Source organism: Niallia sp. FSL M8-0099 (genome assembly GCF_038006945.1).
GTDB lineage: Bacteria > Bacillota > Bacilli > Bacillales > Cytobacillaceae > Niallia > Niallia circulans.
Genome location: NZ_JBBOWF010000002.1, coordinates 1844068 through 1869663 on the forward strand (window position 1 = coordinate 1844068; position 25596 = coordinate 1869663).

The following is a 25596-nucleotide window of genomic DNA, read 5'->3' on the forward strand; positions in this document are numbered from 1 at the left end:
GAAATAAATGAATGTATTAGTAGTAAAAGCAAACAATCGTCCGGCAGCTGAAGCTGTATCAAGCAAAATGTATGAAACATTTATGGAATCTGTTAAGGGTGCTGAAAACCTTAATGTGAATGTATATGATGTCTATGCAGAAGATACTCCTTATTTTGGTCAAGAATTATTTGATGCTTTCGGTAAAGTACAAAGCGGAGAAGAATTAACAGATATAGAGCAACGCTTATTAGCTGCAAAGCAAAAAGCGATGGATGCTTTAACAGCTGCTGATGTAGTAGTGTTCGCATTCCCACTTTGGAACTTAACTATTCCAGCTAAATTACAAACATTTATTGATTATGTATATGCTGCAGGCTTTGCCTTTAAATTTGATGCAGAAGGTAACATGATTCAATTAATGACAGATAAGAAAGCAATCCTTTTAAATGCTCGTGGCGGCGTTTATTCTACTCCAGAAGCTGCTTCTTCTGAAATGGCTGTTAACTATATGCGTGCTGTATTTGGTGGCGTATTTGGTATGGAAATCATTGATGAAGTTATTATCGAAGGTCATAACGCAATGCCTGATAAAGCTGCTTCTATCATTGAAGAAGGATTACAAAAAGTTGCTGCTGCTGGAAAGAAATTAGTAGCACAAACTGTTTAATAAATATTTAACTAGTTAAATAGATAAACTCCGTTTGAAATTAAGTTTTCAGACGGAGTTTTTTTATGGAAAAAAGATTATACTAGGAGAAGGAATGTTTAGGACATATGTCCTTTTCCTATTTTTAGAAATCGATTATCTTTAAAAAGGAAATCAAACAACAAGGGGTCGAACAAATGAGAGGTATTTTATTTGCACTAATGGGTGGGGCATTCATTACCCTTCAAGGAGTGGCAAATGCAAAAATTAGTCAGGATATTGGTTCTTGGCAGGCAGCTACCATTACACAATTTACTGGTTTTGTACTTGCATTTCTAATCTTATTAATCGTAAAGGAAGAAGCATTTTCAAAATATAAACAAGTAAAGCCATTATATTTGGCGGGAGGTTCGTTTGCTTCGGTTGTTATTTTCAGCACGATTACCGCCATGCATTTAGTGGGGGCAACGTTAACAATCTCAACTGCTTTGATTGCCCAGTTATTTATAACCTTTCTAATAGATAGCAATGGCTGGTTTGGACTGGAAAAGCAGCAAATGAGAGCTCCGCAGTTTATTGGAATTGGTATGATGATAATAGGTGTTCTTTTATTAAAAATGTAAGGAGAACCATCCGTGAAAGAAATGGGAAATCTAGAGCAGATAGAAAAATATATTCGCAAGTTTCAATTAGAAGCAATCTTTCCGAAAAAGTTGAAAGACCATTTACATCTTTATGCTTTTAATCAAGGGGAATTTATTTGTACGCAAGGACAGGCAGCGGAATATCTTTACATTTTGGTAGATGGCAAGGTGAAAATATATACGACAACAGCAGAAGGAAAAACGTTAATTCTATCCTTTAAAACACCAATCGAAATGGTTGGGGACGTTGAATATGTAAGGAATACAGATATTTTGAACACGGTGGAAGCTATCACAGATGGGGTGGTCATTGGTGTACATAAACGATATTTAAAGCAATATGCGAATGATTATGCCCCTTTCTTGCAGTTTCTATTGGATATTATTACGAAAAAATTCTATATAAAATCTAGTTCGATGCGTTTCAATTTATTTTACCCAGTGGAAGTGAGACTGGCTAGTTATTTAGTATCTGTTTCTTTTGATAAGGAGGATCCTTTATACAATACGGATGGTAATGAAATTAATCTTAAGGATACAGCCAATCTAATTGGCACTAGCTATCGTCATTTAAATAGGGTAATACAGCAATTCTGTCAGGATGGATTGATTGAACGGAAAAAGGGGTTTATTATGGTGAAAAACCGCGATGGTTTATTGAATTTAGCTGGTAAAAGTATTTACGAAGAAGGGGCAGGTGAATAAAAAACATGATATATGGATTACTGATTGCATTTATTAGCGGGAGTCTCGTTGGGGTGCAGAATATATTTAATAATCGAGTAAATCAGAAGGCTGGTCTTTGGGCAACGACGACTCTAGTGTTAGCGTTAGGCTTTATTGCCTCCTTTACTTTGGGTATTATTTCAGAAGGTACAGGCCTTTTTCACTTAGAAAATATGCACACATGGTATTGGTTCAGCGGAATTATTGGTGTCGGTGTTGTTGTATGCATGACAAAGGGGATTAAGCATTTGGGAGCAACATATGCTGTGTCGATTTCTTTGTCTTCTCAGCTTGTTTTTGCCTTGCTATTTGATTCCTTCGGTTTATTGGGATTAGATCAGGTTCCGTTTACTTTCAAGCAATTAATAGGAGTATTAGTTATTATCGGTGGAATTCTCGTGTTCAAAATGGGTGGTGCATCAGAGAAGAAACAGCCAGTGAAAGAACTGCTGAAATAATAGGAGTGAGTTTACATGCAAGGATTACTGAATAATAAGGAAGAAACAATCAGCAAAAACGCTGGGAGCATGAAGTATTATCAAACATTGCTTTTTGATGTGGACGATACTTTACTAGACTTTGCAGCTGCAGAGGATCACGCCTTTCGATTATTGCTGCAAGAGCAAGGAGTTTCCTACAGAGATGAATGGAAAAAGCAATATCAAGAGCTCAATAAAGATCTTTGGAAAGCCTTTGAAGAAGGAAAAATAACGCGCGATGAGGTCGTCAATACAAGATTTACCCTCTTCTTTGACACATTGGGCATAAAAGTAGATGGTGTTGTATTACAGCAAAGCTACCGCAAGTATTTAGGAGAAGGAAATCAGCTGCTAGATGGAGCACTTGATTTAATACAAAGGATTTCCAATCGTTTTGATTTATATATTGTGACCAATGGAATATCAAAAATCCAAGAAAAGCGGTTAAAATCCTCAGGTCTTTACCCATTCTTTAAAGCTATATTTGTCTCAGAAGATACTGGCTATCAAAAGCCGATGAAGGAGTTCTTTGATTATTGCTTTGAACGAATCCCGCAAATCAACAAAGAGACAACTTTAATTATTGGCGATTCGCTAAGCGCCGATATACAAGGCGGCTGCAATGCAGGAATTGATACATGCTGGTTTAATCCATTAAAAAAGAAAAAGGAATTAGAAGTCCAGCCAACATATGAAATAGCCAAACTAGAAGAATTGCTTATTCTTCTAGACCAAGAAGAACAATCGAACCCTTAATGGATCGATTGTTTTTTATCTTCTTTGTCTAATTTTCGGATAAGTCCAATACAAGTTCTGGAAATTAAGAAGGTACAAGTTTCGGTTAGCAATGTATCATACCAATTCCAGCCCTTCTTATAGGAGATTAACTTTGTGTATTTTTCGAACAGAATTTCTACAATCGTCATCGGGATACTAAAACAAAGTGCTTTGAGAATAATTCCCGGTAGTTTGGAATGATAGCTTATTTGATTATAAACAACACAGGTGATCGGAAATAGTAAATAATCAAATAACACATTTATTTTAAAATGCTTTGGTAAAAATCGAACAGGGAAACTAAGGCGTTTTTTCGAAGTAACAATACCGTCAATAAAACTAGACAGATACCCTTTTAAAAAGAAAACAAGAAACCAATCCTTTGCTTGTTTTTTTCTAAAGATAATTGGTAAAAGTCCAATTCCTAAAAATAGGAGGAATCTTAATATTTTCCGTTCCACTAATAATCACCCGTCTAGTTACGATTATCCTTTCTCTAAGTTATCACAGGATTTTTTTATATTCCCCCAATACGAAGAAAGTATGAAAAAAAAGCATCTGTTTGGATGCTTTTTTTGTGACAATGAAACCTCGCTGCCTTTTTAATCATGTGCTTTTCCGTTTAATTAATTCTGACTGCAGTAAAACAGTTTTTGGAATTTTTCTTTGATCTAGAATTTGCTCAAGAAGTAAAGAAACACCCGTCTTGCATAGTTCCGGTATATCAATATGAAAGGTTGTTAAGGGAGGTGATACATATTTCGCCACACTTATATTATTGACGCTTATAATACTGACTCTATTTGGAATCGAAATATTATATTCATTAAAAGCTTGAAGACTTCCGACTGCAATTGGATCAGAGGCAATAAAGAAGGCAGTCGGCAATTCTTCTTTTAAGCAGTCAATTGCTTTCTTTGTAACGGTATAGCCATCATTTACGGAAAAATGCCTTTCGCCAAATATATATCTTTCATCGAGCAATCCTATATTCTGCATATGTGCACGAAACGTGATTTCGCGAATATCCATTTCATCTTCATTCGTATCTGGATTATGATAGGTTCCACCAATAAACCCAATTTTTTGATGTCCATTTTCAATGAAGTAATCGATTGCCTTTTTGGTGATTCTTATAGTATCCGGTAATACAGCATCATATAGGTCAGGGACAGGATTAGTATCAATGAAAACCCCTTTTTTCGTTTTCTTTCTTAGTTTTTGAATTTCTTCCATCGAAAAGGCACCAACTGCAATAAAGCCAGAAATATCATGGGGGATACTATTTATACCGTCTTCATGTTTGTATAGATGCAATTCAATATTATGGTTAATAGCATTTTTTTCAAGTTCTAATCGCATTTGTTTAAAATAAACATCCTCCAGCTCTTCTTTATCCGTAATCCAGTAAAGAAGTGCAACCTTTTCAATAAGTGGTTGAATACTTTTTCTTTCATATCCTAACTCAAATGCTGTATCTAAAATTCTCTTCTTGGTTTCTGGAGAAATAGAGAGTGTTGAATCATTATTTAATAATCTCGAAACGGTAGATGGTGAAAAACCTGCCTTTTTTGCAATATCTTTTATGGTGACCATGTAAACCTCCTAAAAGCACTGTTCTCAATACATTCATTATAAGCGATTTGTTTATAAATTAGTAATGTTTTTTAGTAAATTATTTTCCTGATGTTATTCTTAATAAGTAAATATTTTTATTAGTATTTATTATATTATTAAATTTATTAAGTATTGTATTTTTCTTTTTTAATAAAATATATTACTAAATATATTTACAAAAAATTCTTTGTATAGTATTCTTTTGTTAGAAAACGTTTTCAGACAATAGAAAAAGCAAAGGGTGGAAAAAAGATGAAAAAGAGGCTTACCGCAATACTTTTGAGTAGTTCTTTAGCTTTAGCATTAGCAGGTTGTGGACCATCAGATGAGGCAAATAGCGATACATCTTCAAAGAAAAATAACAATGGCTATGATCTCCTTGTATGGGAAGATCAAAGCAAGTCGGAAGGAATTGCAGATGCAATTAAAAAATTTGAAGAAGAAAATAACGTGAAAATTAAAGTTGAAGAGAAAGCTTATGCAGATCAATTAGAAGATTTGCGATTAGACGGACCAGCAGGTACAGGAGCTGATGTTATCACAATTCCCGCAGATCAGATTGGAACGGCTGTAACAGAGGGGATTTTAAAGGAAATCACAGTTGATGATACGCAAAAGTCAATGTATACAGAGGCAGCGATGGAATCCCAAATGGTTGATGGCAAAGTATATGGGCTTCCTAAAGCCGTGGAAACGACCATTTTATACTATAACAAGGACTTAGTAAGTGAAGACCAATTGCCGAAAACAACAGAGGAATGGTATGAGTTCTCTAAAGGGGTAACCAAGGATGGAAATTATGGCTTATTGGCTTTATGGGATCAAATATACTATGCAAATGGTGTTCTAAGTGGATATGGAGGTTATGTATTCGGGCAGGACAGTTCTGGAGCATACAATCCAGAGGATATTGGTTTAGCAAATGAAGGAGCCATTGAAGGAGCAGAGTATATTTCTAAATTTTATAAAGATGGATTGTTCCCATCCGGAATTATTGGCGAGCAAGGGATAAATGTTCTGGATTCTCTATTTACAGAAGGGAAAGCCGCTGCGGTTATTTCTGGACCGTGGAATTTAGAGCCGTATGCGAAAGCAGGCGTCAATTATGGAGTAGCAGAGCTCCCGATGTTAGCAAATGGAGAACATATGGGATCCTTCATCGGGGTGAAAAGCTATAACGTAAGCACTTATAGTAAAAATGCAGAACTAGCAGAAAAATTAGTTGGATTTTTAGCAAATGAAGAGAATTCGAAAACACGCTATGAAATTACGAAAGAAGTTCCAGCAGTAAAGGCGTTAGCAGAAGATCCAGCTGTGACAGAAAGTGAAAATGCAAAGGCAGTAGCGAATCAATCTCAATATTCACAATTAACACCAGGCATTACAGCAATGGATGCAGTGTGGCAGCCAATTGACTCAGCACTTCAAACGATTGCAACAGGAAAAGCGAAGCCAAAAGAGGCTCTGTCAACAGCGGTCGAGACAATCAAAGGTTCCATTGCTGCTAATAGTGGAAACTAACTAGGAACAAGGAGGGGCACAGTATCCAAAAAATACTGGTCCCTTTTAAAAGGAGAGAGGTGAAGTTTAAGTATGAGCTTCCAAGCAAAGGCAGTTGATACAGATACAAAGACAGCGAAAAGGGCTGCATTATTATCAATCATTCCAGGTTTAGGGCAGTTCTATAATAAACAATGGGGAAAGGGAGCATTCTTCCTTATCTTTTCTATCGCATTTATTGTTGTTTTTAAGGATTTATTTAATATGGGACTATGGGGGATTGTTACGCTTGGGGAACAAGTGCCCCGAGATAATTCCATCTTCTTACTTGCAGAGGGCATTATCGCTGTAATTGTTATTTTTTTCGGATTAGCTTTTTATTACTTCAATATAAAAGATGCGTATGCGATTGGAAAGAGAAGAGAAGAAGGATTTGCTATTCCCTCCATAAAAGAGCAGTATCAGGTTCTTTTAGCAGAAGGATATCCATATATCATTACAAGTCCAGCTTTCCTTTTACTTATTTTCTCTGTTATTTTTCCGATCCTATTTTGTTTTGCACTTGCCTTTACTAACTATGACCTGTACCATTCCGCTCCCGCTAATTTAGTGGATTGGGTAGGACTTGAGACATTTAAGAAGATATTTACCGTCGATATATGGCGAGCTACTTTTTTTGATGTATTAGGATGGACTTTAATTTGGACACTGATTGCCTCAACGCTTCAAGTGGCAATAGGGATTTTTTTAGCGGTGGTGGTTCATCAGAAGGAATTACGCTTTAAAAAATTCTTTCGTACTATTTTAGTGTTACCGTGGGCTGTACCTGGATTTGTAACAATTTTAGTATTTGCAGGCATGTTCAATGATAGCTTTGGGGCGATTAATACTTCCATCTTAGCTTTTTTTGGGATAGATAGTATTCCTTGGCTGACAAGCCCAAACTGGACACGATTGGCATTATTGCTTATACAAGGATGGCTTGGGTTTCCGTATATATTCATTGTCACCACCGGGGTACTTCAATCGATTTCCGATGATCTATACGAAGCAGCAACGATTGATGGAGCTTCCCCCATTCAAAAGTTCAAAAATATTACGCTGCCACTTATTTTATACTCAATGGCACCTATTATTATTACGCAATATACGTTTAATTTTAATAACTTTAACATTATCTATCTGTTTAATGCGGGAGGACCAGCTGTGCCAGGATCAACAGCCGGTGGTACAGATATTTTAGTTTCCTGGATTTATAAATTAACGATGCAGAACAGTCAATATGCACTTGCTGCTGCATTGACGATTTTACTTAGTATTTTTGTTATTAGTATTGCTTTATGGCAATTCAGAAGAACGAATTCTTTTAAGGAGGTAAAATAAGATGGCCAAAAAAACGGTCAGTATCAAAAAACAGCGGACTATTCGAATGACACTTACTTACCTCCTTTTGCTTATTGTATGTACCCTTATTATTTATCCGTTAGTATGGACGATTGGTGCTAGCTTCAATCCGGGTAACAGCTTGGTAAGTACGAGTATTATCCCAGATAATCCAACAGTGGGTCATTATAAAGACCTTTTTCAACAGGAAGGTACTCTTTACTATGGAAAATGGTATATGAATTCGATGAAGATTAGTATTCTCACAATGGTGTTTTCGATACTATGTGTCTCTTATACAGCATATGCTTTCTCTCGTTTTCGGTTTAAAGGGAGAAAAAATGGTTTAATGTTATTCTTGCTATTACAAATGATTCCACAGTTTTCTGCTTTAATCGCAATCTTTGTTTTGGCGCAAATGCTTGGGTTAATCAATAGCCATTGGCTCTTAATATTTATTTATGTTGGTGGCCAAATCCCAATGAATACATATTTAATGAAAGGATATATTGATTCTATACCGCTTGACCTGGATGAAAGTGCGAAAATTGATGGAGCTAGCAACACCAGAATATTTTGGAGAATACTCATGCCCTTATCTAGACCGATGCTTGCGGTAGTTGCAATGAATGGATTCACTGCTCCGCTGGGAGACTTCGCGATATCATCGGTTATATTGAGAAATCCAGAATACTATACACTTCCGATAGGCTTGTATAAATTAGTCAGCGACAAAATGGGAGCAAGCTACACCACCTTTGCAGCTGGAGCTATTCTGATAAGTATTCCGGTTGCGATTGTATTTGTAGCTTTACAGAAGCATTTCGTATCTGGATTAACAGCAGGAGGAACAAAAGGATAAGAATCGGAGGGCATTAAGATGACAGATAAAACAGTAGCAGATAATCGCTTATTGCATGGTGGAGATTATAATCCAGATCAATGGCTCGATTATCCAGAAATATTGAAAGATGATTTACGATTGATGAAATTAGCAAAAGCAAATACGTTCACTTTAGGGGTATTTGCATGGAGTGCACTTGAACCAACAGAAGGGGAATTCCAGTTTGACTGGCTCGATGAAAGAATAGAGGCCATTTATCAAATGGGCGGGAGAGTTATCTTAGCTACTCCAAGCGGCGCTAGACCAGCATGGATGTCTAAGAAGTATCCAGAAGTCTTAAGAACCACCGAAAATCGCATGAAAATGTTACATGGGGGACGCCATAATCATTGTTTTTCTTCCCCTATCTATCGTGAAAAAGTAGCAATTATTAATAGAAAGCTAGCGGAGCGCTATGGAAATCATCCTGCGTTACTAATGTGGCATATTTCCAATGAGTATAGCGGCGATTGTCACTGTGGACTTTGCCAAGATAATTTCCGTAATTGGCTGAAAAAGAAGTATGGGACCTTAGATAAACTAAATCATGCTTGGTGGGGACCATTTTGGAGTCATACGATCACAGATTGGTCAGAAGTTGAATCTCCTTCTTCCATTGGAGAAAGTATGGTTCATGGTTTGAATTTAGATTGGAAACGTTTTGTCACTGACCAAACAATTGATTTTTACAAGCATGAAATAGTGCCATTAAGGGAAATCTCTCCATCTATCCCTATTACAACAAACTTTATGGCAGACACGCATGATTTAATACCCTTTCAAAGTTTGAATTATAGTGAGTTTGCAAAGCATGTGGATATTGTTAGTTGGGATTGCTATCCTGCTTGGCACAATGATTGGGAGGAAACAAAGGACTTAGCTGCAAAAGTTGGTTTTATCAATGATTTGTATCGCTCTTTAAAACAACAGCCTTTTCTCATTATGGAAAGTACACCAAGTGGCGTCAACTGGCATGATGTGAATAAAACGAAGAGACCTGGTATGCATTTGCTATCCTCCATGCAATTTATCGCACATGGTTCAGACAGTGTTCTGTATTTTCAATGGAGAAAATCAAGAGGATCCTCCGAGAAATTTCATGGGGCAGTAGTGGATCATGATAATAGTGAAACGAATCGAGTCTTTCAAGAGGTTTCAGCAGTTGGTGGAGCTCTAGAGAAGATTGCTGAAGTAAAGGGAACACATAAACAAGCAAGAGTAGCAATTGTATATGATTGGGAAAATAACTGGGCGTTAAACGATGCACAAGGATTCTCCGATTCAACAAAGCAATATCCTCAAACGTTGCAAAAACATTATCAAAGTTTTTGGAAAAAGGATATTAGTGTCGATATAGTTACATTAAATCAAGAGCTTGCTTCCTATGATTTAGTTATTGCTCCAATGCTCTACATGATGTCTCTTGATACAATTTCTAAATTAGAAAACTATGTTGCAAATGGAGGAACACTTGTAAGTTCATATATTAGTGGCCTTGTTAATGAAACGGATCTTGCCCATTTATCAGGTTGGCCGGCAACGCTAAAACGAATATTTGGCATTGATGTAAAAGAAACAGATACTCTTTATCCAAAAGATAGAAATACCCTTATCTATAAAGGGAAGCAATATGAAATAAAAGATTATTGCACCATTTTTGAAAGGAAAGAAGCGAATATTTTAGCGACGTATATGGAGGACTTTTATCAAGGGAATCCTGCTGTTGTAGAAAACTGCTACGGGAAAGGAAAAGCCTATTTTATAGGGGCAAGAACGGAACAGGCCTTTTTAGATGATTTTTATGAGGAATTGCAAAAAGAAGGTAATCTTGACAGCGAAAGGGAAATTCTGCATAAAGAAGGTGTTTCCGTCCAAAGAAGGGATTCGGCTGAGTGCTACTATTTATTTGTCATGAATTTTACAGAACAAAAGCAAACAGTAACGTTAAAAGAATCCTTTTTCGATTTACTTACACAAGAAATAAAGCAAGAACAGATAGAACTTTTGCCATATGAAGTAAGGGTGTTAAAAAGAGAAAAATAATGAGGAATAACAAAAGAGGACGACGGATATCGTCCTTTTTTTGCTGTTCTAAGTCGTAACCATAGCACCGCCATTTACATGAATCGTTTGTCCTGTCATATAAGAACCATCATCAGAAGCAAGCAACACATAAACTGGAGCAATTTCATACGGCTGCCCCGCCCGCTTCATTGGTACATCTGAGCCTAATGTAGCAATATTTTCAGCTGATTGTGAAGCAGGCTGGATGGGTGTCCAGAAAGGTCCAGGAGCAACAGCGTTCACACGGATACCTTTTTGCACAAGGTTGTTGGCTAGCGCTCTTGTATAACTAACAATCGCACCTTTAGTCGTCGTATAATCAATCAAGTCACTTACCCCAATATAGGCAACCAAAGAGGTCGTATTAACAATACTGGCTCCTTCTTTTAAATGAGGCAAGACAGCCTTTGTTAAGTGAAAATAGGCATGGATATTTACATCAAACGTTAATTCCCATTGTTCATCTGGTATGGAAGTTAAGTCTTCTCGCAAAAATTGTACAGCTGCATTATTAACCAAAATATCAATTTTCCCAAACGTTTCTAATGTTTTTTGCACAATGAATTCACAATGTTCTCTTCTTCGCAAGTCTCCTGGAATCAGTAAGCAGGAACGACCATATTGCTCGACAACTCGCTTTGTTGTTTCTGCATCTGTATGCTCGTCAAAATAAGAGATAACAATGTTCGCCCCTTCCTTCGCAAAAGCGACGGCAACGGCTCTGCCAATGCCGCTGTCTCCGCCGGTAATAATAGCTGTACGATCCTTTAACTTACCTGTTCCGATATATTTAGGGTTATCAAAAATTGGAAGTGGATCCATCAAATATTCAAACCCCGGCTGCCGTGTTTGCTGCTGAGGAGGAAACGTCCATTCAATTTCTTCACATTTTACTTCAGAACCATAATGTTGTTTCTTTGTCACAGTAATAACCTCCATCCTTTCTTACTTTTCCTGGTTAATAAGCGTGGGGAGGAGAGGAAAGATTGAGATAAGGATGTATAGTGGGTGAAGGCTGAGTGGCATGGTATGGATAGTTTAGGACTCCTCCGATTTGGTCACATCCTGGTGGTGGCCCGAGAATAGTAGACTGGGTAATGGGGGCAATGGCATGTGCGTAGGCGGCTTCGTTTACACAATAAGCTCTGTTAGCAATTTCCTTTGGCAAAAAACGTAGAAAATCAGAACCAAACACGATATCAGGTTGCGGCTGGTCGAAAATAGTAAGAAAATGAGTATTGTTTCGCAATGCTACTATCCAGTGGAACCACCCCTTTGGAAATTGGGAAGCTTGCCCGGGTTTTACATGATAAGTCATGATGCTTTGTGTAAAGGGGTTGAAGACAGAGGTCATAACTTCCCCACTAATGACAAAAACAAGTTCATTCACATTTGTGTGCCAGTGCGGCTGAACAATGAATCCTTGATTAAGATGGACATTGAATAACCCAGTATGTATCGCAGGTAATTGTTCAGAAAATAACTGTGTAATGTAATTATAAGAATCCCTTTTATAATTAACAGACTGGGTAGAATCCCCGAATAGTTGAAAGGAAGGGGAAGCTGGATTAACAGACATGATGTAGCCTCCTATTTTTCATATGGAAATATTTATATGGCTTACAACTTTAAATATATACAAAACTAGGTTGGCCTATGAGTGGGAAAATCAGTTTGTTTGTAGGAAAAGTAGGCAATGGCTTGATATGGATAGGGAAGGGCGGAAATCGAAGTGGGAGAATCGGCAAAATTTTGGGTATAACAGTTAAAATAGTGGGGAAATCAGTAAAAGTATAAGTATTATATTAGTCAAAATAGTAGGGGAATAGGTGAAATTATGAGTGTACCAGCCAAGGTGAAGGGGTAAATTAGCTAAATTATGGATATATTAGCCAAAGTGTAGGAGAAATCAGCCAAACTCTGAAAATATCAGCCAAAAGGGAGGTAGAATCAGCCAAACTCCGAATATATCAGCCAAAAGGGAGGTAGAATCAGCCAAACTCCGGATATATCAGCCAAAGTGGAGGTAGAATCAGCCAAACTCCAGATAAATCAGCCAAAGTGGAGAGGGAATCAGCCAAACTCCGAATATATCAGCCAAAGTGGAGGTAGAATCAGCCAAACTCTGAATATATCAGCCAAAGTAGAGAGGGAATCAGCCAAACTCCGAATATATCAGCCAAAGTGGAGATAGAATCAGCCAAACTCTGAAAATATCAGCCAAAGTGGAGAGGGAATCAGCCAAACTCCAGATAAATCAGCCAAAGTGGAGATAGAATCAGCCAAACTCTGAAAATATCAGCCAAAAGGGAGGTAGAATCAGCCAAACTCCAGATATATCAGCCAAAGTAGAGAGGGAATCAGCCAAACTCTGAATATATCAGCCAAAGTGGAGAGGGAATCAGCCAAACTCCGAATATATCAGCCAAAGTAGAGAGGGAATCAGCCAAACTCCGAATATATCAGCCAAACCTCAACCACCCAATCAAACACCCCCCCACCCTCCAATTCCAACCACAAAAAAGCACCACCCAATCAAAAACGATTAAAGTGGTGCAATGACTCATCTGTCAATCATGAAAGTTTGTACCGTCGGTTACTTCTTTAACAATGCCAGCGCGAATAACAAAGTCTCCAAAATGTTCATTTGCCGTTCTTTCTTTCGCATAGCGCGGGAGCAGTACGCGAAGTTCTGAAAGGATTTCTTCCTCGCCAACATTTTCGCGATAGAGTTTGCTTAAGCGGCTACCATTAAAGGCGGCGCCTAGGTACATATTGTACTTTCCAGGTCCTTTTCCAATGAAGGCGATTTCCCCTAATGCATGGCGGGCACAGCCATTTGGACAGCCTGTCATACGGATTGTAATTTCTTCATCACGAAGCCCATTTTCATCCACAATTTCTTCTATCTTATCAATTAAGACTGGTAAGTATCGTTCTGCTTCTGCCATCGCTAGCCCGCAGGTTGGCAGGGATACACAAGCAATAGAATTACGACGCAGTGCAGAGAAACGTTTTCCATCCATAATGCCATATTGCTCGATTAAATGAGCGATTTGCTTTTTATTACGGCTGGAGACATTCGCAATGACTAGATTTTGATTGGCTGTTAACCGGAAGTCGCCAGTATGTACTTTAGCAATTTCGCGCAAGCCTGTCATTAATGGATAATTTTCATAATCTTTAATGCGGCCGCCTTCCACGAATAAAGTGAAGTGCCATTTTCCTTTAATGCCTTTTTCCCAGCCATAGCGGTCGCCGTTATGATTAAATTGAAATTCTCTCGCTTCTTGAAGTTTCCAGCCTAAGCGATTTTCTAGCTCTTCTACTACAGTATCTAGACCAAGACGATCTACGGTATATTTAAAACGGGCGTTCTTTCGAACAGAGCGATTTCCATAATCACGTTGAATCGTAATTACTTTTTCTGCCACATCAAGAATTTGCTCAGGTGTACAGAATCCAATAACTTTTGCAAGCTGAGGATAGGTTGCTTTATCTCCATGGGTCATTCCCATTCCGCCGCCGATGGCAACATTAAATCCAACTAATTTTTCTTCTTCCGTAATGGCAATTAGCCCCAGGTCTTGGGAAAAAACATCAATATCATTAGAAGGAGGAACGGCAATACCAATTTTAAATTTTCTAGGTAAATATAATTTCCCGTACATTGGCTCCACTTCTGTTTCCTCGACAGTTGGAGTGAAAGCTACCTTTTCCTTATCTAACCAGAGCTCATGATAAGCTTGTGTACGAGGCAGTAAATAATCACTTAATTTTTTTGACCATTCATACACTTCACTATGCAAAGCTGATTGATACGGATTAGGGTTGCACATCACATTTCTATTGACGTCGCCACAAGCAGCAATTGTATCAAGTAGGGATTGGTGTATATCTTGAATAGTCTGTTTCATATTCCATTTTAAAATGCCATGCATTTGGAAAGCTTGGCGTGTCGTTAATTTTAATGTTTTATTTCCATACTTTTGTGCAAGATCATCCATTGTTAGCCATTGAGCCGGTGTAGCTACTCCACCCGGTGTTCGAACTCGCAGCATAAATTGGTAGGCAGGCTCCAATTTTTGCTTAGCGCGTTCGTTGCGTATATCACGATCATCTTGCAAATAACTTCCGTGGAATTTCATTAAGCGGTTATCATCGTCTGAAATACCAGCGCTTAATTCTTCCTCCATGGATTCCTTCAATGTGCCACGTAAATAATTACTCTCTTCTTTTATTCGTTCTACATCACTTGGTGGTCCATCTGGTGCTTTTAATACTTGTTTTGCCATTTTCGAAAAACTCCTTTCCTGCCAACTATTTAATAGACGTCACGTTGATAACGCTTGGTTTGAGTCATAGAAGCTATATATTCCTCAGCCTTTTCTAAAGCCATTTTGCCTTCTTTTTGGATAATAGTAAGGAGTGTTTGGTGAACATCATGCGCCATATGCTTTTCGTCTCCACAAACATAAAGAACAGCTCCTTCTTCCAGCCATTCAAATAACTCTTTGCTATGCTCCAGCATGCGGTGCTGCACATATACCTTTTCCGCTTTATCGCGGGAAAAAGCAATACTCATTTTTGTTAAAACCCCATCTTTAAGCCAATTTTGCCATTCGGTTTGATAGAGAAAGTCTGTAACAAAATGTTGGTCGCCAAAGAATAGCCATGCTTTTCCTTCTGCACCGATTTCTTCTCTTTCCTGCAGAAAAGAACGGAAGGGTGCCACTCCTGTCCCAGGACCAACCATAATAATAGGAGTATCTGGGTTTTCCGGAAGTTTGAAATTTTCATTGTTTTGTATATAGATAGGCAGTTTATCGCCTGGCTGAATACGTTCCGCTATTTGAACAGAGCAAACACCATTGCGATCTCGTCCATTTGCATGGTAACGAACGGCGCCAATCGTCAAATGTGCTTCATCAGGGTTTGCTTTGTAGCTGCTGGCAATCGAATAAAGGCGGGTAGGCAGTTTACGAAGCAAGGCTACAAATGTCTGCACATCTGCCTCAATTGGCCCATAATCTCGAATAAGGTCTAATAAGTCACGCCCATTTATATATGCCTTTAATTTATCTTCATTTCCTTTAGCAAGTAAGTCTTCTAAAGCTGGATTGGTTGTTATTTTTGCAAATTTCTCTACCAATGGTTTGGTTAAAACTGTAATTTCAAAATAGGTTAATAAAGCTTCTCGAAAAGCCAGAACTTCTCCTTGTTTATTGATTGTGACACTTTCTGTTGGAGAAAAGCTTAATTCTTGTATTAAAAGATCAACTAATTCTGGGTCATTATTTGGGAATATTCCTAGGCTGTCACCTGGTTCGTAAGAGATTCCAGAATCCTCAAGCGAAAGCTCTACATGCAATGTTTCTTTATTAGAGCCACGTCCATTTAAATTAATGACCTCCAGTACCTCTGCATAATACGGATTGCTGCGAGAATAACCAGAATCTAGAAGAGATGGTGGTGTTATACTTATGGACTGAGCGGTTGATTCTGATTGAAGGCTCAAGCTGCTGACGATGCCTTCGAACCATTCACTAGCTGGTTCATCATAATCAAGGTCACAATCCACACGTGGATAAAGTCTTGTTCCACCCAATTCTTCTAAACGCTTATCAAATTGCTTCCCTGTTTCGCAGAAGAATTCATACGAGCTGTCACCAAGCGCTAACACGGAATATTGGAAGTTCTCCAGCTTAGGTGCTCGCTTTCCATGTAAGAATTCATAGAAGGCTATAGCGGTATCTGGTGGATCGCCTTCTCCATGAGTACTAACAATAACAAGGAGATTTTGTATTTTTTTAAGATTATTAGGTTTAAAGTCACCCATTGACTGTACAGTGACATTAAACCCTAATTCTTTTAAACGATTGCCATGATTTTTGGCAAGGCTTTGTGCATTTCCAGTTTGGGATCCAAAAAGAATCGTAATGTCTTTTGTAATTGGTTCAGCTGCCTTTTGCTCTGTTAATGCAGTATTGGAGATAGGTTCTGCTGATGCTGCGATTGCAGTGGAAGCAGATAAATACCCGCTTAGCCAAATTTTCTGTGATTCAGTTAAAGTTGGTAAAAGACGGTTTAATAATTCTGTTTGTTCTTGATTAAAAGGACTATTTATTACTTGAAGCTGCAACACTTTCACCTCGCATAGATAATGGTATTCCCTATTGTTATTTGATTAGTGGGATAATTCTTGCAATTCATTTTATAATGAAGAGGGAGGATTGTCACTCTGTATTTTATTAATCCTATCAGACAAATCGGATTAGAAATACAAAAGAAGCTTGTTACTAATTAGAACAAGCAAGGGATATTGTTTTTCTAAATAAATAGATTAGTATCTAATTGGAGATTAATTTAAGCATGTGACGAAAGCTTGATAGGCGTTAAGGTATCCATACATGAAAGCAGCCGCCTTAAGCATCCTCGTATGAGATGTATTCTAATTGTACTTTACTGGAAATTAAAGAATTAGTAAAATACATATAACTAATAGCAACTATTAGTATTCTTAATAATTAATTTTCCTATTAGCGAAAAGGAGGAGGAAAAATGCAGTATGAAGCTCTAAAAACATTTGTGACGCTTGTTGAAGTAAAGAATTTTACAAAGACAGCAGAAATGCTGTTAATGAGTCAGCCGAGTGTAAGTCTACATATTAAAAACCTGGAAAAGGAGTTTCAAACAAAACTATTGGAGCGTTCACCAAAATATTTAAAAGTAACACCCACCGGTCAAATGCTTTATGATTGTGCCATTCAGATGATACGCTTATATGACCAGACGAGACAGCATATTTTAGAGCATCATCATGCGATTAAGGGTGAATTAAAAATAGGTGCTAGTTTTACGATCGGCGAATATATTCTTCCTGCATTACTGCTTGATCTGCAAAGAAAGCATTCTGAATTGCAAATTCAAGTGACGATTGGTAATACAGAAGAAATTGTCCAAGCGGTAAGATTATATGAAGTAGATATCGGTTTAATTGAAGGACAAACAAATGATAAGGAATTGCAGGTGGTGCCATTTATGGAGGATGAGTTATTTATTGTGGCATCTGTTCATCATCCACTTGCGACTCGGGAAGGCATTTCCATTTCTGAACTCCATGATCAGACATGGATTACAAGAGAGCTTGGATCGGGTACAAGAGAGTACTTAGATCATGTTATTCGATCCAATGGGTTAAGAGCTGAATCCTTTTTAACCATTAGCAGTAATCAAGGCATCAAGGAAACGCTTATTAATGGCAATGGCTTATCACTCTTATCCAAAAGTGTGATAGAAAGGGATGTGAAGAATGGAAACCTAAGTATTATTCCAGTCACAAAAACGCGATTTACAAGGAGATTATCTTATCTCTTTGCTTCAATTATGAAGGAGAAACAAAATGTTATCACCTTTATTGAAACCCTTAAAGAGACTTTTCCTTATAACGAGTAATCCGATAATGTATAACAGCAAGTAATTAACCCCATCCTAAGGAAAATGCAGAAAATCCTTCTTATTATCATAGAAAAAATACTTGTATTTGTAGTATGATAACAAAGGAATTTTATTAAATTGAGGGAAAAGTGGATAATGCTTTTTCCACATAAGGAGAACTACTTGCAGATGAAGAAAAAAAATAAAACTACTCGTTTGGTTCTACTAGGACTTCTTACGGCTATTATTATTATTCAAACCTTTGTTCCAATATTAGGGTATATTCCGACTCCTGTACTTAGTATAACAATCATTCAGATCACAGTTATTATCGCAGCGATTGTTTTAGGACCATTAGAAGGCGCAATTATTGGAGGAGTATGGGGCATCATCACATTTATTCGTGCTTTCACTTATCCGACAAGTGTTCTTGCTCCGATTATTTTTACCAATCCGTTAATATCTGTTTTTCCTAGAGTAATGATTGGAGTAGTGGCAGGACTGTTATTTTATAAGGTGCTGAAAGACAAAATGAATGAGACAGTAGCAATGAGCATTTCGGGTGTGATAGGATCTCTAATCAATACAATTCTTGTGCTAGGTTTTGTCTATTTATTTGTAAGAGAGCCGTATGCAAACGCAATTGGCGTGAATGTGGAAGATCTCTTGCCGGCGATACTAGCTGTAGTTGGTACAAATGGTGTCCCAGAGGCAATTTTATCAGGTATTTTAACACCTATCATTGCAAAGCCGTTATTAAAGATACGAAAAAAATAAGAATGGAAAGATAGCTGATATAGTCTAGTGCTAATCAGCTATTTTTGCCAACAATAGTAATAGGACATTCACTAATACTATATTTTTTTCTATAATAAGAAAAGTATTCCCCCTAAAATACTAGGAAATAAATCATTAATCCCGACTAAACAACTAGAAAAACTTATTGACAATAATGGCAATTATGATAAAATTTAGAAAATAACAATGCCTTTCAAGAGAGATGGAGAGAATCAGCCCAAGGAAGTCTGGCAACTTGCTGGATGCAAGGTGCAAAATCCAACAAAATGGATACCCATTTTGAAAGAGAGGGTAAGGAATAATACTCAACTCTTTCCAAATGGAAGGATTTTTTTAATCGTAAATGCATTTCACTTACGATGGTCGAGCATTCCTTTGATAGGCGTTTTCGATTCAAAAATATGTCTGGCGTAAACGCTATTCAAATGGTTTAGTAAGATTTCACCTTTTTTAAGGAGGGATTTGTTGGTGGGGGAAACAAATCAGCTGGACAAAGTGAAAATTCAATTAGAGCAAATTCTAAACACAATGAAATTTGGATCGGTCACATTAGTCGTACAGGATGGAAAAATTATTCAAATCGAAAAAAATGAAAAGATACGCTTAGGGAAATAATAAGAATTTCCTGTTTAAGGCGTTTGATAAAGAAGCTGACTAGACAAACTAGAGGCAACTTTAACTGAGAAAGTGGGTTAAAGCTGCCTCTTTTTATATTTTGGGCACATAATCCACGAACAAAATACCATTATTAAATTGGAGGATTTTTAATGAGTCAGTTATTAACCTATGAAACTATTGATACGTATCCTCCTGTGAACTTTTCAAGTGAAACGGAAACAAAGGGAGCTTTAGAGGTTTTAAAGTGGGCTTATGATACGTACCGAGAGGATATTGTCTATGCTTGTAGTTTTGGAATTGAAGGGATTGTTCTTATCGATTTAATTTCGCAGATAAAAAAGGACGCGCGTATTGTCTTTTTAGATACAGATGTACATTTTGATGAAACTTATGAATTAATTGAAAAAGTGAAACAGCGGTATCCAGATTTGCAAATTGAAATGAAAAAACCAGCCATTACGTTAGAAGAACAGGCTGCACAATATGGAGAAGAACTTTGGTTAACTAATCCAAATAAATGCTGTGAGATTCGCAAGGTTGTTCCTTTACATGAAGTGCTGTCTGAACCGATTGCCTGGATTTCAGGACTTCGCAGAGAACAGTCAGAAACAAGAAAAAACACGCAATATCTAAATAAGGATAATAAATTTAAATCCATAAAGGTTTGTCCACTGATTCATTGGACATGGAAAGATGTTTGGAGATATGCCCATAAGTACTCTTTGGACTACAATATTCTTCACGATAAGGGTTATCCGAGCATTGGCTGCAGAACATGTACCCAGCCTGCTATTAATATGGATGATTTACGTTCTGGAAGATGGACGGGAAAAGGAAAAACAGAATGCGGGCTACACTTACAATAATGAGTAGAGGTACAAAGAAATGATCATTATTTTAGCAGGTATTATGTCATTGTTTTTTGCAATGAACATTGGTGCAAGTGGTGCAGCAGCAAGCCTTGGTGTTGCCTATGGATCAGGCGCCATACCAAAAAAGAGAGTTGCTCTGCTTATATGTGCGGTAGCGATTTTTCTAGGAGCGGTAATTGGCGGGAGTGAAGTAGTAAAAACAGTTGGGGAAGGATTAATTCCGAGTAGTATCCTTGATGCCAAAATTGTCTTAATCATTTTATCATCAGCTGCACTCTCCCTATTTATAGCTAATATAATGGGGATTCCATTATCAACAAGTGAAATTACAGTTGGCAGTGTAGTAGGAGTAGGTGTGGCTTTTAAAAGCTTATATATTGCGAATATATTATGGATTGTCTTCTTTTGGCTTCTTGTTCCAATCGTTTCTTTTTTTATAGCTCTATGGGCTGGGAAATATGTAAGAAAGCTTGAGAATCAAAATGAATGGATTCGCAATCCGAGTAATGAAAAATACTTGTCTATTTTTGTTATTATCGTTGGGTGCTTTGAAGCTTTCTCTGCGGGAATGAATAATGTTGCAAACTCTATTGGACCATTAGTTGGCGCTGACATGATATCCATGCAAACAGGAGTAGTAGTGGGTGGATTTTTTATTGCAATCGGCGCTTTTCTGTTAGGGGGAAGAGTCTTGCAGACAAATGGAAAGAAAATTGTCCAATTCACGAAGCTGGAAGGAGGACTAATTTCTGGCACGGGCGCGACATTAGTGACAATAGCTTCTATATTTGGAATACCAGTTCCGTTAACGCAAGTAACTAGCTCTGCCATTATCGGAATAGGTGTCTCGAAGAATGGATATGAGATTCTGAAGAAGAAACTAGTGTTAAGAATTTTTAAGGTATGGATTGTTTCACCAGTCCTATCATTAGTTATTTCTTACGGTTTAGTTCAATTATTTATTGAAGCAGATATCTATAATGTACTTATTATTCTTAGTGTATGTATTGCTACACTTGGAATTATAAGCCTAATGAAAACGATTCGTGAAGATAACAGTACTATTTATGAAGATGGTGGCGGAATTTAACGGAAATCATTTATAAGAAAAGGTCCGAAAAAAGAAAGGTGTGCTAAAAAATGTCATTAAGTCAACCACATGGTGGAAAATTAATTAATTTATACGATCCTAATTATGATGTCTCTGAATTAAAGGTGGAGCTAGAAATTGATACTATTGCACTTAGTGATTTAGAGCTGATTGGAAATGGAGCCTACAGCCCGCTTACAGGATTTTTATCCCAAAAAGATTATGAAGCAGTGGTAGAGAGTATGCGCTTAGCAACAGGTGAGGTTTGGAGCATCCCTATTACATTGCCCATTTCAAAAGAACAATCAGATACCATTGAACTTCAGGATACGGTAAAACTAGTCCATGAAGGTGAAGTATATGGTGTGCTGACAGTAGAGGATATTTATATTCCAGATAAAAATAAAGAGGCTGTTTCTGTTTACCGTACAGATGATTTAGCACATCCAGGTGTGAAGAAAATGTTTGATCGTGGAAATATATATATTGGCGGTCCGATTAAACTCTTAAAGAAAGTAGAGAAAACGGATTTTAGCAGTTTTTACTTAGATCCGGCAGAAACGAGAGAAATATTTGCAGAAAAGGGATGGAAGACAGTAGTCGGGTTCCAAACAAGAAATCCTGTTCATCGTGCACATGAATATATTCAAAAATCAGCACTTGAAATTGTGGATGGTCTATTCTTAAATCCATTAGTAGGTGAAACGAAGGCGGATGATATTCCAGCAGATGTTCGCATGGAAAGCTACCAAGTGCTATTGAAAAGTTACTATCCAAAAGAACGTGTATTTCTAGCTGTATTTCCTGCTGCTATGCGTTATGCAGGACCAAGAGAAGCGATATTCCATGCGATGGTGAGAAAGAATTATGGCTGTACTCACTTTATCGTCGGCCGTGATCATGCTGGAGTAGGGAGCTACTACGGTACCTATGATGCCCAAAGAATTTTTGACCAATTTACACAAGAAGAGCTAGGTATTAATCTATTATTCTTTGAACATAGTTTCTATTGTAAGAAATGTGAGAACATGGCTTCTACAAAAACTTGTCCACATGGCAAAGAACATCATGAAATTTTATCTGGGACGAAGGTTCGTGAGCTTTTAAGAAATGGAGAGATTCCACCAAGTACATTTAGTCGGAAAGAAGTAGTGGAAGTGTTAATAAAAGGATTGCAAAAACAAGAAATCCATTCTTAAAGGAGAGAGAACTTTTGAGCCAAAGTACAAATATTACATGGCATGACCATGCAGTAACAAAGAAGGATAGAAGAGAAAAAAATAAGCATCATAGCTATGTTCTATGGTTTACAGGGTTATCTGGTTCCGGAAAATCAACGGTTGCAAATGCTGTTGCAAAAAGATTATTTGAAGACCAGACAAATAGCTATGTCCTAGATGGAGATAATATTCGTTTTGGAATTAATAAAGATTTAGGATTTTCGGATGAGGACCGCAAAGAAAACATTAGAAGAATTGGTGAGGTCAGTAAGCTATTTGTTGATAGTGGGCAAGTCGTTCTAACTGCCTTCATTTCTCCGTTTCGCGAAGACCGTGATCGAGTAAGAGCTTTATTAGAAGAAAACGAGTTTGTGGAAATATATATAAAGTGTTCTATAGAGGCATGTGAAGCAAGGGATCCGAAAGGCTTATATGAGAAGGCAAGAAAAGGAGTTATAAAAGACTTTACAGGGATTAGTTCCCCTTATGAGGAGCCGCTTCAGCCAGAATTAATCGTGGATACAGAAAAACATTCTATTGAAGAATGTGTAGAACAAATCGTACAATATTTAAAAGAAAAAGAATATTATATCTCTTAATATTGGGAAAGGGAAAAACGGAGCATGGTCCTTGCAAATACCATTCGTTCATCGTCAATTCCTTTCCCCGCTTTTTAATGGATCCGAACAACAAGAAGGGTGGATAAAATGGGGAGAGTATATCTAGTTGGTGCAGGGCCAGGAGATCCGGACTTAATAACGGTAAAAGGATTAAAATGCATCAAAAATGCCGATGTAATTTTATATGATCGTTTAGTGAATCGTGAGTTATTAGAATATGCGAAACCGAAGGCTGAACTGATTTATTGCGGCAAACTTCCGCATCATCATGCCATGAAACAGGAATTGATCAATCAAACCCTAGTAAAACATGCGAAAAAAGGGAAAATTGTCACAAGGCTAAAAGGTGGTGATCCCTTTGTATTTGGAAGGGGCGGGGAAGAAGCAGAGGAATTAGCTAAGAATCAAATCCCCTTTGAAATAGTACCAGGAATTACTGCAGGCATTGCTGCTCCCAGTTATGCCGGTATCCCAGTGACCCACCGCGATTATGGCTCTTCTTTTGCCTTTGTAACAGGCCATATAAAAAATGGAGAGGAAGACCATATTAAATGGGAAGCACTTTCTCAAATTGATACACTTGCCATCTATATGGGAGTGAAAAATCTACCCTATATTCAGTCGAAGCTTTTGTCCTTTGGAAAAAAAAGTACAATACCAGTTGCACTCATCAATTGGGGAACAACCTTTAAACAAAAGACAATTATTACTGATCTTAACCATGTAATAGAGGATGCTGAAAAAGGAGGAATTGAAAATCCTTGTATGATTGTGATTGGTGAAGTAGTAAAAATGAGAGAGAAAATTAAATGGTTTGAGGAAAACTTCGGTGAAACCATTCCGAAAGAGGTTGTTTGATAATGGAAGCAATATTATATATATGTCATGGAAGCAGGGTAAAGGAAGCAAGCGAGCAGGCTGTCTCCTTTATTGAAAAGTGTATGAAGATAAATGGTTTCAAAGGCATACAAGAATATTCTTTCTTAGAATTATCTGATCCCTCCATTGAAGAAGGTTTTCAAAAATGTGTAGAAAAGGGTGCTTCCACTATTTATATCATACCCGTTTTGCTTCTTACAGCAGCCCATGCCAAAAAAGATATTCCAGAAGTATTAGAAAAGCTCTCACTGAAATATCCGCATGTCCAGATGAAATATGGAAAACCGATTGGAGTTCATCCTCAAATGGTTAAAATTGCTGCAGACAAAATTCGTAGTGCTTCTCTTTATAAAGAAAGTGATGAAACAATGCTTGTTATACTTGTTGGAAGAGGAAGCAGTGATCCCGATGTAAAACGAGATTTAGGAAAAATGGCAGCTTTAATTGAACAACAAGTGGAGCAAATCGTTGTACAGGATTGTTATTTAACTGCTGCAGAACCAAGCTTTGAAGAAGCGCTGCAAATGGCAGAACATTCTTCCTATCGCCATGTGTTGGTAATTCCCTATCTTCTTTTTACGGGGATTTTGATGAAGTCAATGGAAAAAACTATTAATAAAATAAAAAGTGACCATAAAGAATACGAACTCGCCCCTTATTTGGGTTATAATCCATTGATAGCTGGAATATTAAAAGAAAGAATAGATGAAATGATGGTAGGGAATGAATATGCTTTCATTACTAGTTGATATAAAAGATAAACATTGTGTAGTAGTTGGTGGAGGCAAGATTGCCTATCGAAAGGTGTTGATGCTTCTAGAAGAAGAAGCAAGTGTAACAGTAATCAGTCCCGAAGTTTGTACTGAAATAGAAGATCTTTCAGAGGACAGGAAAATAAAGCTGCTGCGACGAAAAGGGAAAGAGGAAGATTTCACCCATGCCTTTCTAACTATTACAGCAACCAATGATTCACAAGAAAATCATCGTATCGCCAAACAAATTAAATCGTTTTGCTTAGTGAATGATGCTTCTTCTTTTGAAGAAGGAAACTGTCAGATTCCAGCTAGCTTTAAAAAAGGGCGACTTCACTTAAGTGTTTCCACTAATGGCGCAAGCCCGAAACTGGCAAAAAAGCTGAAAGAGGAATGGCAGCAAATGTATGATGATAATTATATTGCGTATATTGATTTTTTATATGAAGTTCGGACTCTTATCAAACAAAGATCGCTTTCTTCTGATGTGTCTAATGCTATATTAACGGAAATATTGGATGATGCATATAAAGACTCAGCTAGTTTACGCCATATTTATTATGAAAAGCTCCTAAACCTTTAAGCTTGTACCAGGTTTAGGAGTTTTCA

At 37.4% G+C, this 25596-nt stretch carries 25 protein-coding genes and 1 riboswitch; of the genes, 19 read left to right on the plus strand and 6 right to left on the minus strand.

The genetic code is table 11. The features are described from left to right. The first annotated feature begins 7 nt into the window (after positions 1 to 7). The 5 genes from NSQ92_RS23710 to NSQ92_RS23730 all read left to right on the plus strand — a co-directional run bounded on the left by NSQ92_RS23710 (position 8) and on the right by NSQ92_RS23730 (position 3233). Positions 8 to 649 carry an FMN-dependent NADH-azoreductase gene (locus NSQ92_RS23710; protein WP_047943995.1) on the plus strand — a complete coding sequence of 214 codons (642 nt, stop codon included), beginning with the start codon at positions 8 to 10 and terminating at the stop codon, positions 647 to 649. Between the two features lie 176 nt (positions 650 to 825). Beyond that, positions 826 to 1251, plus strand: coding sequence for a DMT family transporter (locus NSQ92_RS23715; RefSeq protein ID WP_047943997.1), 426 nt, complete (start codon positions 826 to 828; stop codon positions 1249 to 1251). Between the two features lie 12 nt (positions 1252 to 1263). After that, the gene (locus NSQ92_RS23720) at positions 1264 to 1977 is read left to right on the plus strand and encodes a Crp/Fnr family transcriptional regulator (protein WP_047943998.1); all 714 of its coding nucleotides are present in this window, start codon (positions 1264 to 1266) and stop codon (positions 1975 to 1977) included. 5 nt (positions 1978 to 1982) lie between these two features. Further along, positions 1983 to 2456, plus strand: a complete 474-nt coding sequence (locus NSQ92_RS23725; protein WP_061800661.1) for a DMT family transporter — start codon at positions 1983 to 1985, stop codon at positions 2454 to 2456. Between the two features lie 69 nt (positions 2457 to 2525). Beyond that, complete coding sequence (locus NSQ92_RS23730) at positions 2526 to 3233, plus strand: YjjG family noncanonical pyrimidine nucleotidase (RefSeq protein ID WP_061800743.1); 708 nt, start codon at positions 2526 to 2528, stop codon at positions 3231 to 3233. Here NSQ92_RS23730 and NSQ92_RS23735 read toward each other — a convergent pair. Then, entirely contained in the window at positions 3230 to 3715 is a 486-nt protein-coding gene (locus NSQ92_RS23735) for a CBO0543 family protein (protein ID WP_047944002.1), read from the minus strand. The genes NSQ92_RS23730 and NSQ92_RS23735 overlap by 4 nt on opposite strands. A 145-nt stretch (positions 3716 to 3860) precedes the next feature. Beyond that, the gene (locus NSQ92_RS23740; protein ID WP_047944004.1) at positions 3861 to 4850 is read right to left on the minus strand and encodes a LacI family DNA-binding transcriptional regulator; all 990 of its coding nucleotides are present in this window, start codon (positions 4848 to 4850) and stop codon (positions 3861 to 3863) included. A 273-nt stretch (positions 4851 to 5123) separates the two neighbouring features. Between NSQ92_RS23740 and NSQ92_RS23745 the strand changes: the two genes are divergently transcribed. The 4 genes from NSQ92_RS23745 to NSQ92_RS23760 all read left to right on the plus strand — a co-directional run bounded on the left by NSQ92_RS23745 (position 5124) and on the right by NSQ92_RS23760 (position 10680). Next, positions 5124 to 6392 (plus strand): sugar ABC transporter substrate-binding protein, encoded by a 1269-nt coding sequence (locus NSQ92_RS23745; protein WP_047944006.1) that lies wholly within the window; start codon positions 5124 to 5126, stop codon positions 6390 to 6392. Between the two features lie 72 nt (positions 6393 to 6464). Continuing rightward, positions 6465 to 7754, plus strand: a complete 1290-nt coding sequence (locus tag NSQ92_RS23750; protein ID WP_047944007.1) for a sugar ABC transporter permease — start codon at positions 6465 to 6467, stop codon at positions 7752 to 7754. Between the two features lies 1 nt (position 7755). Continuing rightward, positions 7756 to 8616 carry a sugar ABC transporter permease gene (locus tag NSQ92_RS23755; protein ID WP_047944009.1) on the plus strand — a complete coding sequence of 287 codons (861 nt, stop codon included), beginning with the start codon at positions 7756 to 7758 and terminating at the stop codon, positions 8614 to 8616. Positions 8617 to 8634: 18 nt separating this feature from the next. Beyond that, positions 8635 to 10680, plus strand: coding sequence for a beta-galactosidase (locus NSQ92_RS23760; protein WP_341153259.1), 2046 nt, complete (start codon positions 8635 to 8637; stop codon positions 10678 to 10680). 48 nt (positions 10681 to 10728) lie between these two features. Here NSQ92_RS23760 and NSQ92_RS23765 read toward each other — a convergent pair whose 3' ends face one another. From NSQ92_RS23765 to NSQ92_RS23780, 4 genes are all read right to left on the minus strand, one after another. Continuing rightward, on the minus strand, positions 10729 to 11625 hold the full coding sequence (locus NSQ92_RS23765) for an SDR family oxidoreductase (protein ID WP_341153260.1): 897 nt from the start codon (positions 11623 to 11625) through the stop codon (positions 10729 to 10731). A 34-nt stretch (positions 11626 to 11659) separates the two neighbouring features. Continuing rightward, a complete protein-coding gene (locus NSQ92_RS23770) occupies positions 11660 to 12280 on the minus strand; it encodes a cupin domain-containing protein (RefSeq protein WP_341153261.1) in 621 nt (206 codons plus the stop codon). Between the two features lie 991 nt (positions 12281 to 13271). Next, complete coding sequence (cysI, locus tag NSQ92_RS23775; RefSeq protein ID WP_172864929.1) at positions 13272 to 14996, minus strand: assimilatory sulfite reductase (NADPH) hemoprotein subunit; 1725 nt, start codon at positions 14994 to 14996, stop codon at positions 13272 to 13274. A gap of 29 nt (positions 14997 to 15025) precedes the next feature. Then, on the minus strand, positions 15026 to 16843 hold the full coding sequence (locus NSQ92_RS23780; RefSeq protein ID WP_095257938.1) for an assimilatory sulfite reductase (NADPH) flavoprotein subunit: 1818 nt from the start codon (positions 16841 to 16843) through the stop codon (positions 15026 to 15028). 419 nt (positions 16844 to 17262) lie between these two features. On the opposite strand from NSQ92_RS23780, the gene NSQ92_RS23785 reads away from it, so the two are divergent. The 10 genes from NSQ92_RS23785 (at position 17263) to NSQ92_RS23830 (ending at position 25570) form a co-directional block, all read left to right on the plus strand. Continuing rightward, positions 17263 to 18156, plus strand: a complete 894-nt coding sequence (locus NSQ92_RS23785; RefSeq protein WP_341153262.1) for a LysR family transcriptional regulator — start codon at positions 17263 to 17265, stop codon at positions 18154 to 18156. 171 nt (positions 18157 to 18327) lie between these two features. Next, a complete protein-coding gene (locus tag NSQ92_RS23790) occupies positions 18328 to 18915 on the plus strand; it encodes an ECF transporter S component (RefSeq protein ID WP_047944970.1) in 588 nt (195 codons plus the stop codon). Between the two features lie 208 nt (positions 18916 to 19123). Then, positions 19124 to 19229, plus strand: a riboswitch (SAM riboswitch). Positions 19230 to 19422: 193 nt separating this feature from the next. Beyond that, complete coding sequence (locus tag NSQ92_RS23795; RefSeq protein ID WP_235973290.1) at positions 19423 to 19551, plus strand: YezD family protein; 129 nt, start codon at positions 19423 to 19425, stop codon at positions 19549 to 19551. Between the two features lie 152 nt (positions 19552 to 19703). Next, a complete protein-coding gene (locus NSQ92_RS23800) occupies positions 19704 to 20420 on the plus strand; it encodes a phosphoadenylyl-sulfate reductase (protein WP_061801266.1) in 717 nt (238 codons plus the stop codon). A 19-nt stretch (positions 20421 to 20439) separates the two neighbouring features. Continuing rightward, on the plus strand, positions 20440 to 21516 hold the full coding sequence (locus tag NSQ92_RS23805) for an inorganic phosphate transporter (RefSeq protein WP_047944975.1): 1077 nt from the start codon (positions 20440 to 20442) through the stop codon (positions 21514 to 21516). Positions 21517 to 21566: 50 nt separating this feature from the next. Then, complete coding sequence (gene sat / locus NSQ92_RS23810) at positions 21567 to 22715, plus strand: sulfate adenylyltransferase (protein ID WP_061801263.1); 1149 nt, start codon at positions 21567 to 21569, stop codon at positions 22713 to 22715. A gap of 14 nt (positions 22716 to 22729) precedes the next feature. Next, positions 22730 to 23335 carry an adenylyl-sulfate kinase gene (gene cysC, locus NSQ92_RS23815; protein ID WP_047944977.1) on the plus strand — a complete coding sequence of 202 codons (606 nt, stop codon included), beginning with the start codon at positions 22730 to 22732 and terminating at the stop codon, positions 23333 to 23335. Between the two features lie 108 nt (positions 23336 to 23443). Beyond that, positions 23444 to 24214 carry a uroporphyrinogen-III C-methyltransferase gene (cobA, locus tag NSQ92_RS23820; protein WP_047944978.1) on the plus strand — a complete coding sequence of 257 codons (771 nt, stop codon included), beginning with the start codon at positions 23444 to 23446 and terminating at the stop codon, positions 24212 to 24214. Positions 24215 to 24216: 2 nt separating this feature from the next. Further along, the gene (locus tag NSQ92_RS23825; RefSeq protein WP_047944979.1) at positions 24217 to 24984 is read left to right on the plus strand and encodes a sirohydrochlorin chelatase; all 768 of its coding nucleotides are present in this window, start codon (positions 24217 to 24219) and stop codon (positions 24982 to 24984) included. Continuing rightward, the gene (locus tag NSQ92_RS23830; protein ID WP_161798422.1) at positions 24965 to 25570 is read left to right on the plus strand and encodes a precorrin-2 dehydrogenase/sirohydrochlorin ferrochelatase family protein; all 606 of its coding nucleotides are present in this window, start codon (positions 24965 to 24967) and stop codon (positions 25568 to 25570) included. Before NSQ92_RS23825 ends, NSQ92_RS23830 begins: the two co-directional genes overlap by 20 nt. Positions 25571 to 25596: the final 26 nt, after the last annotated feature.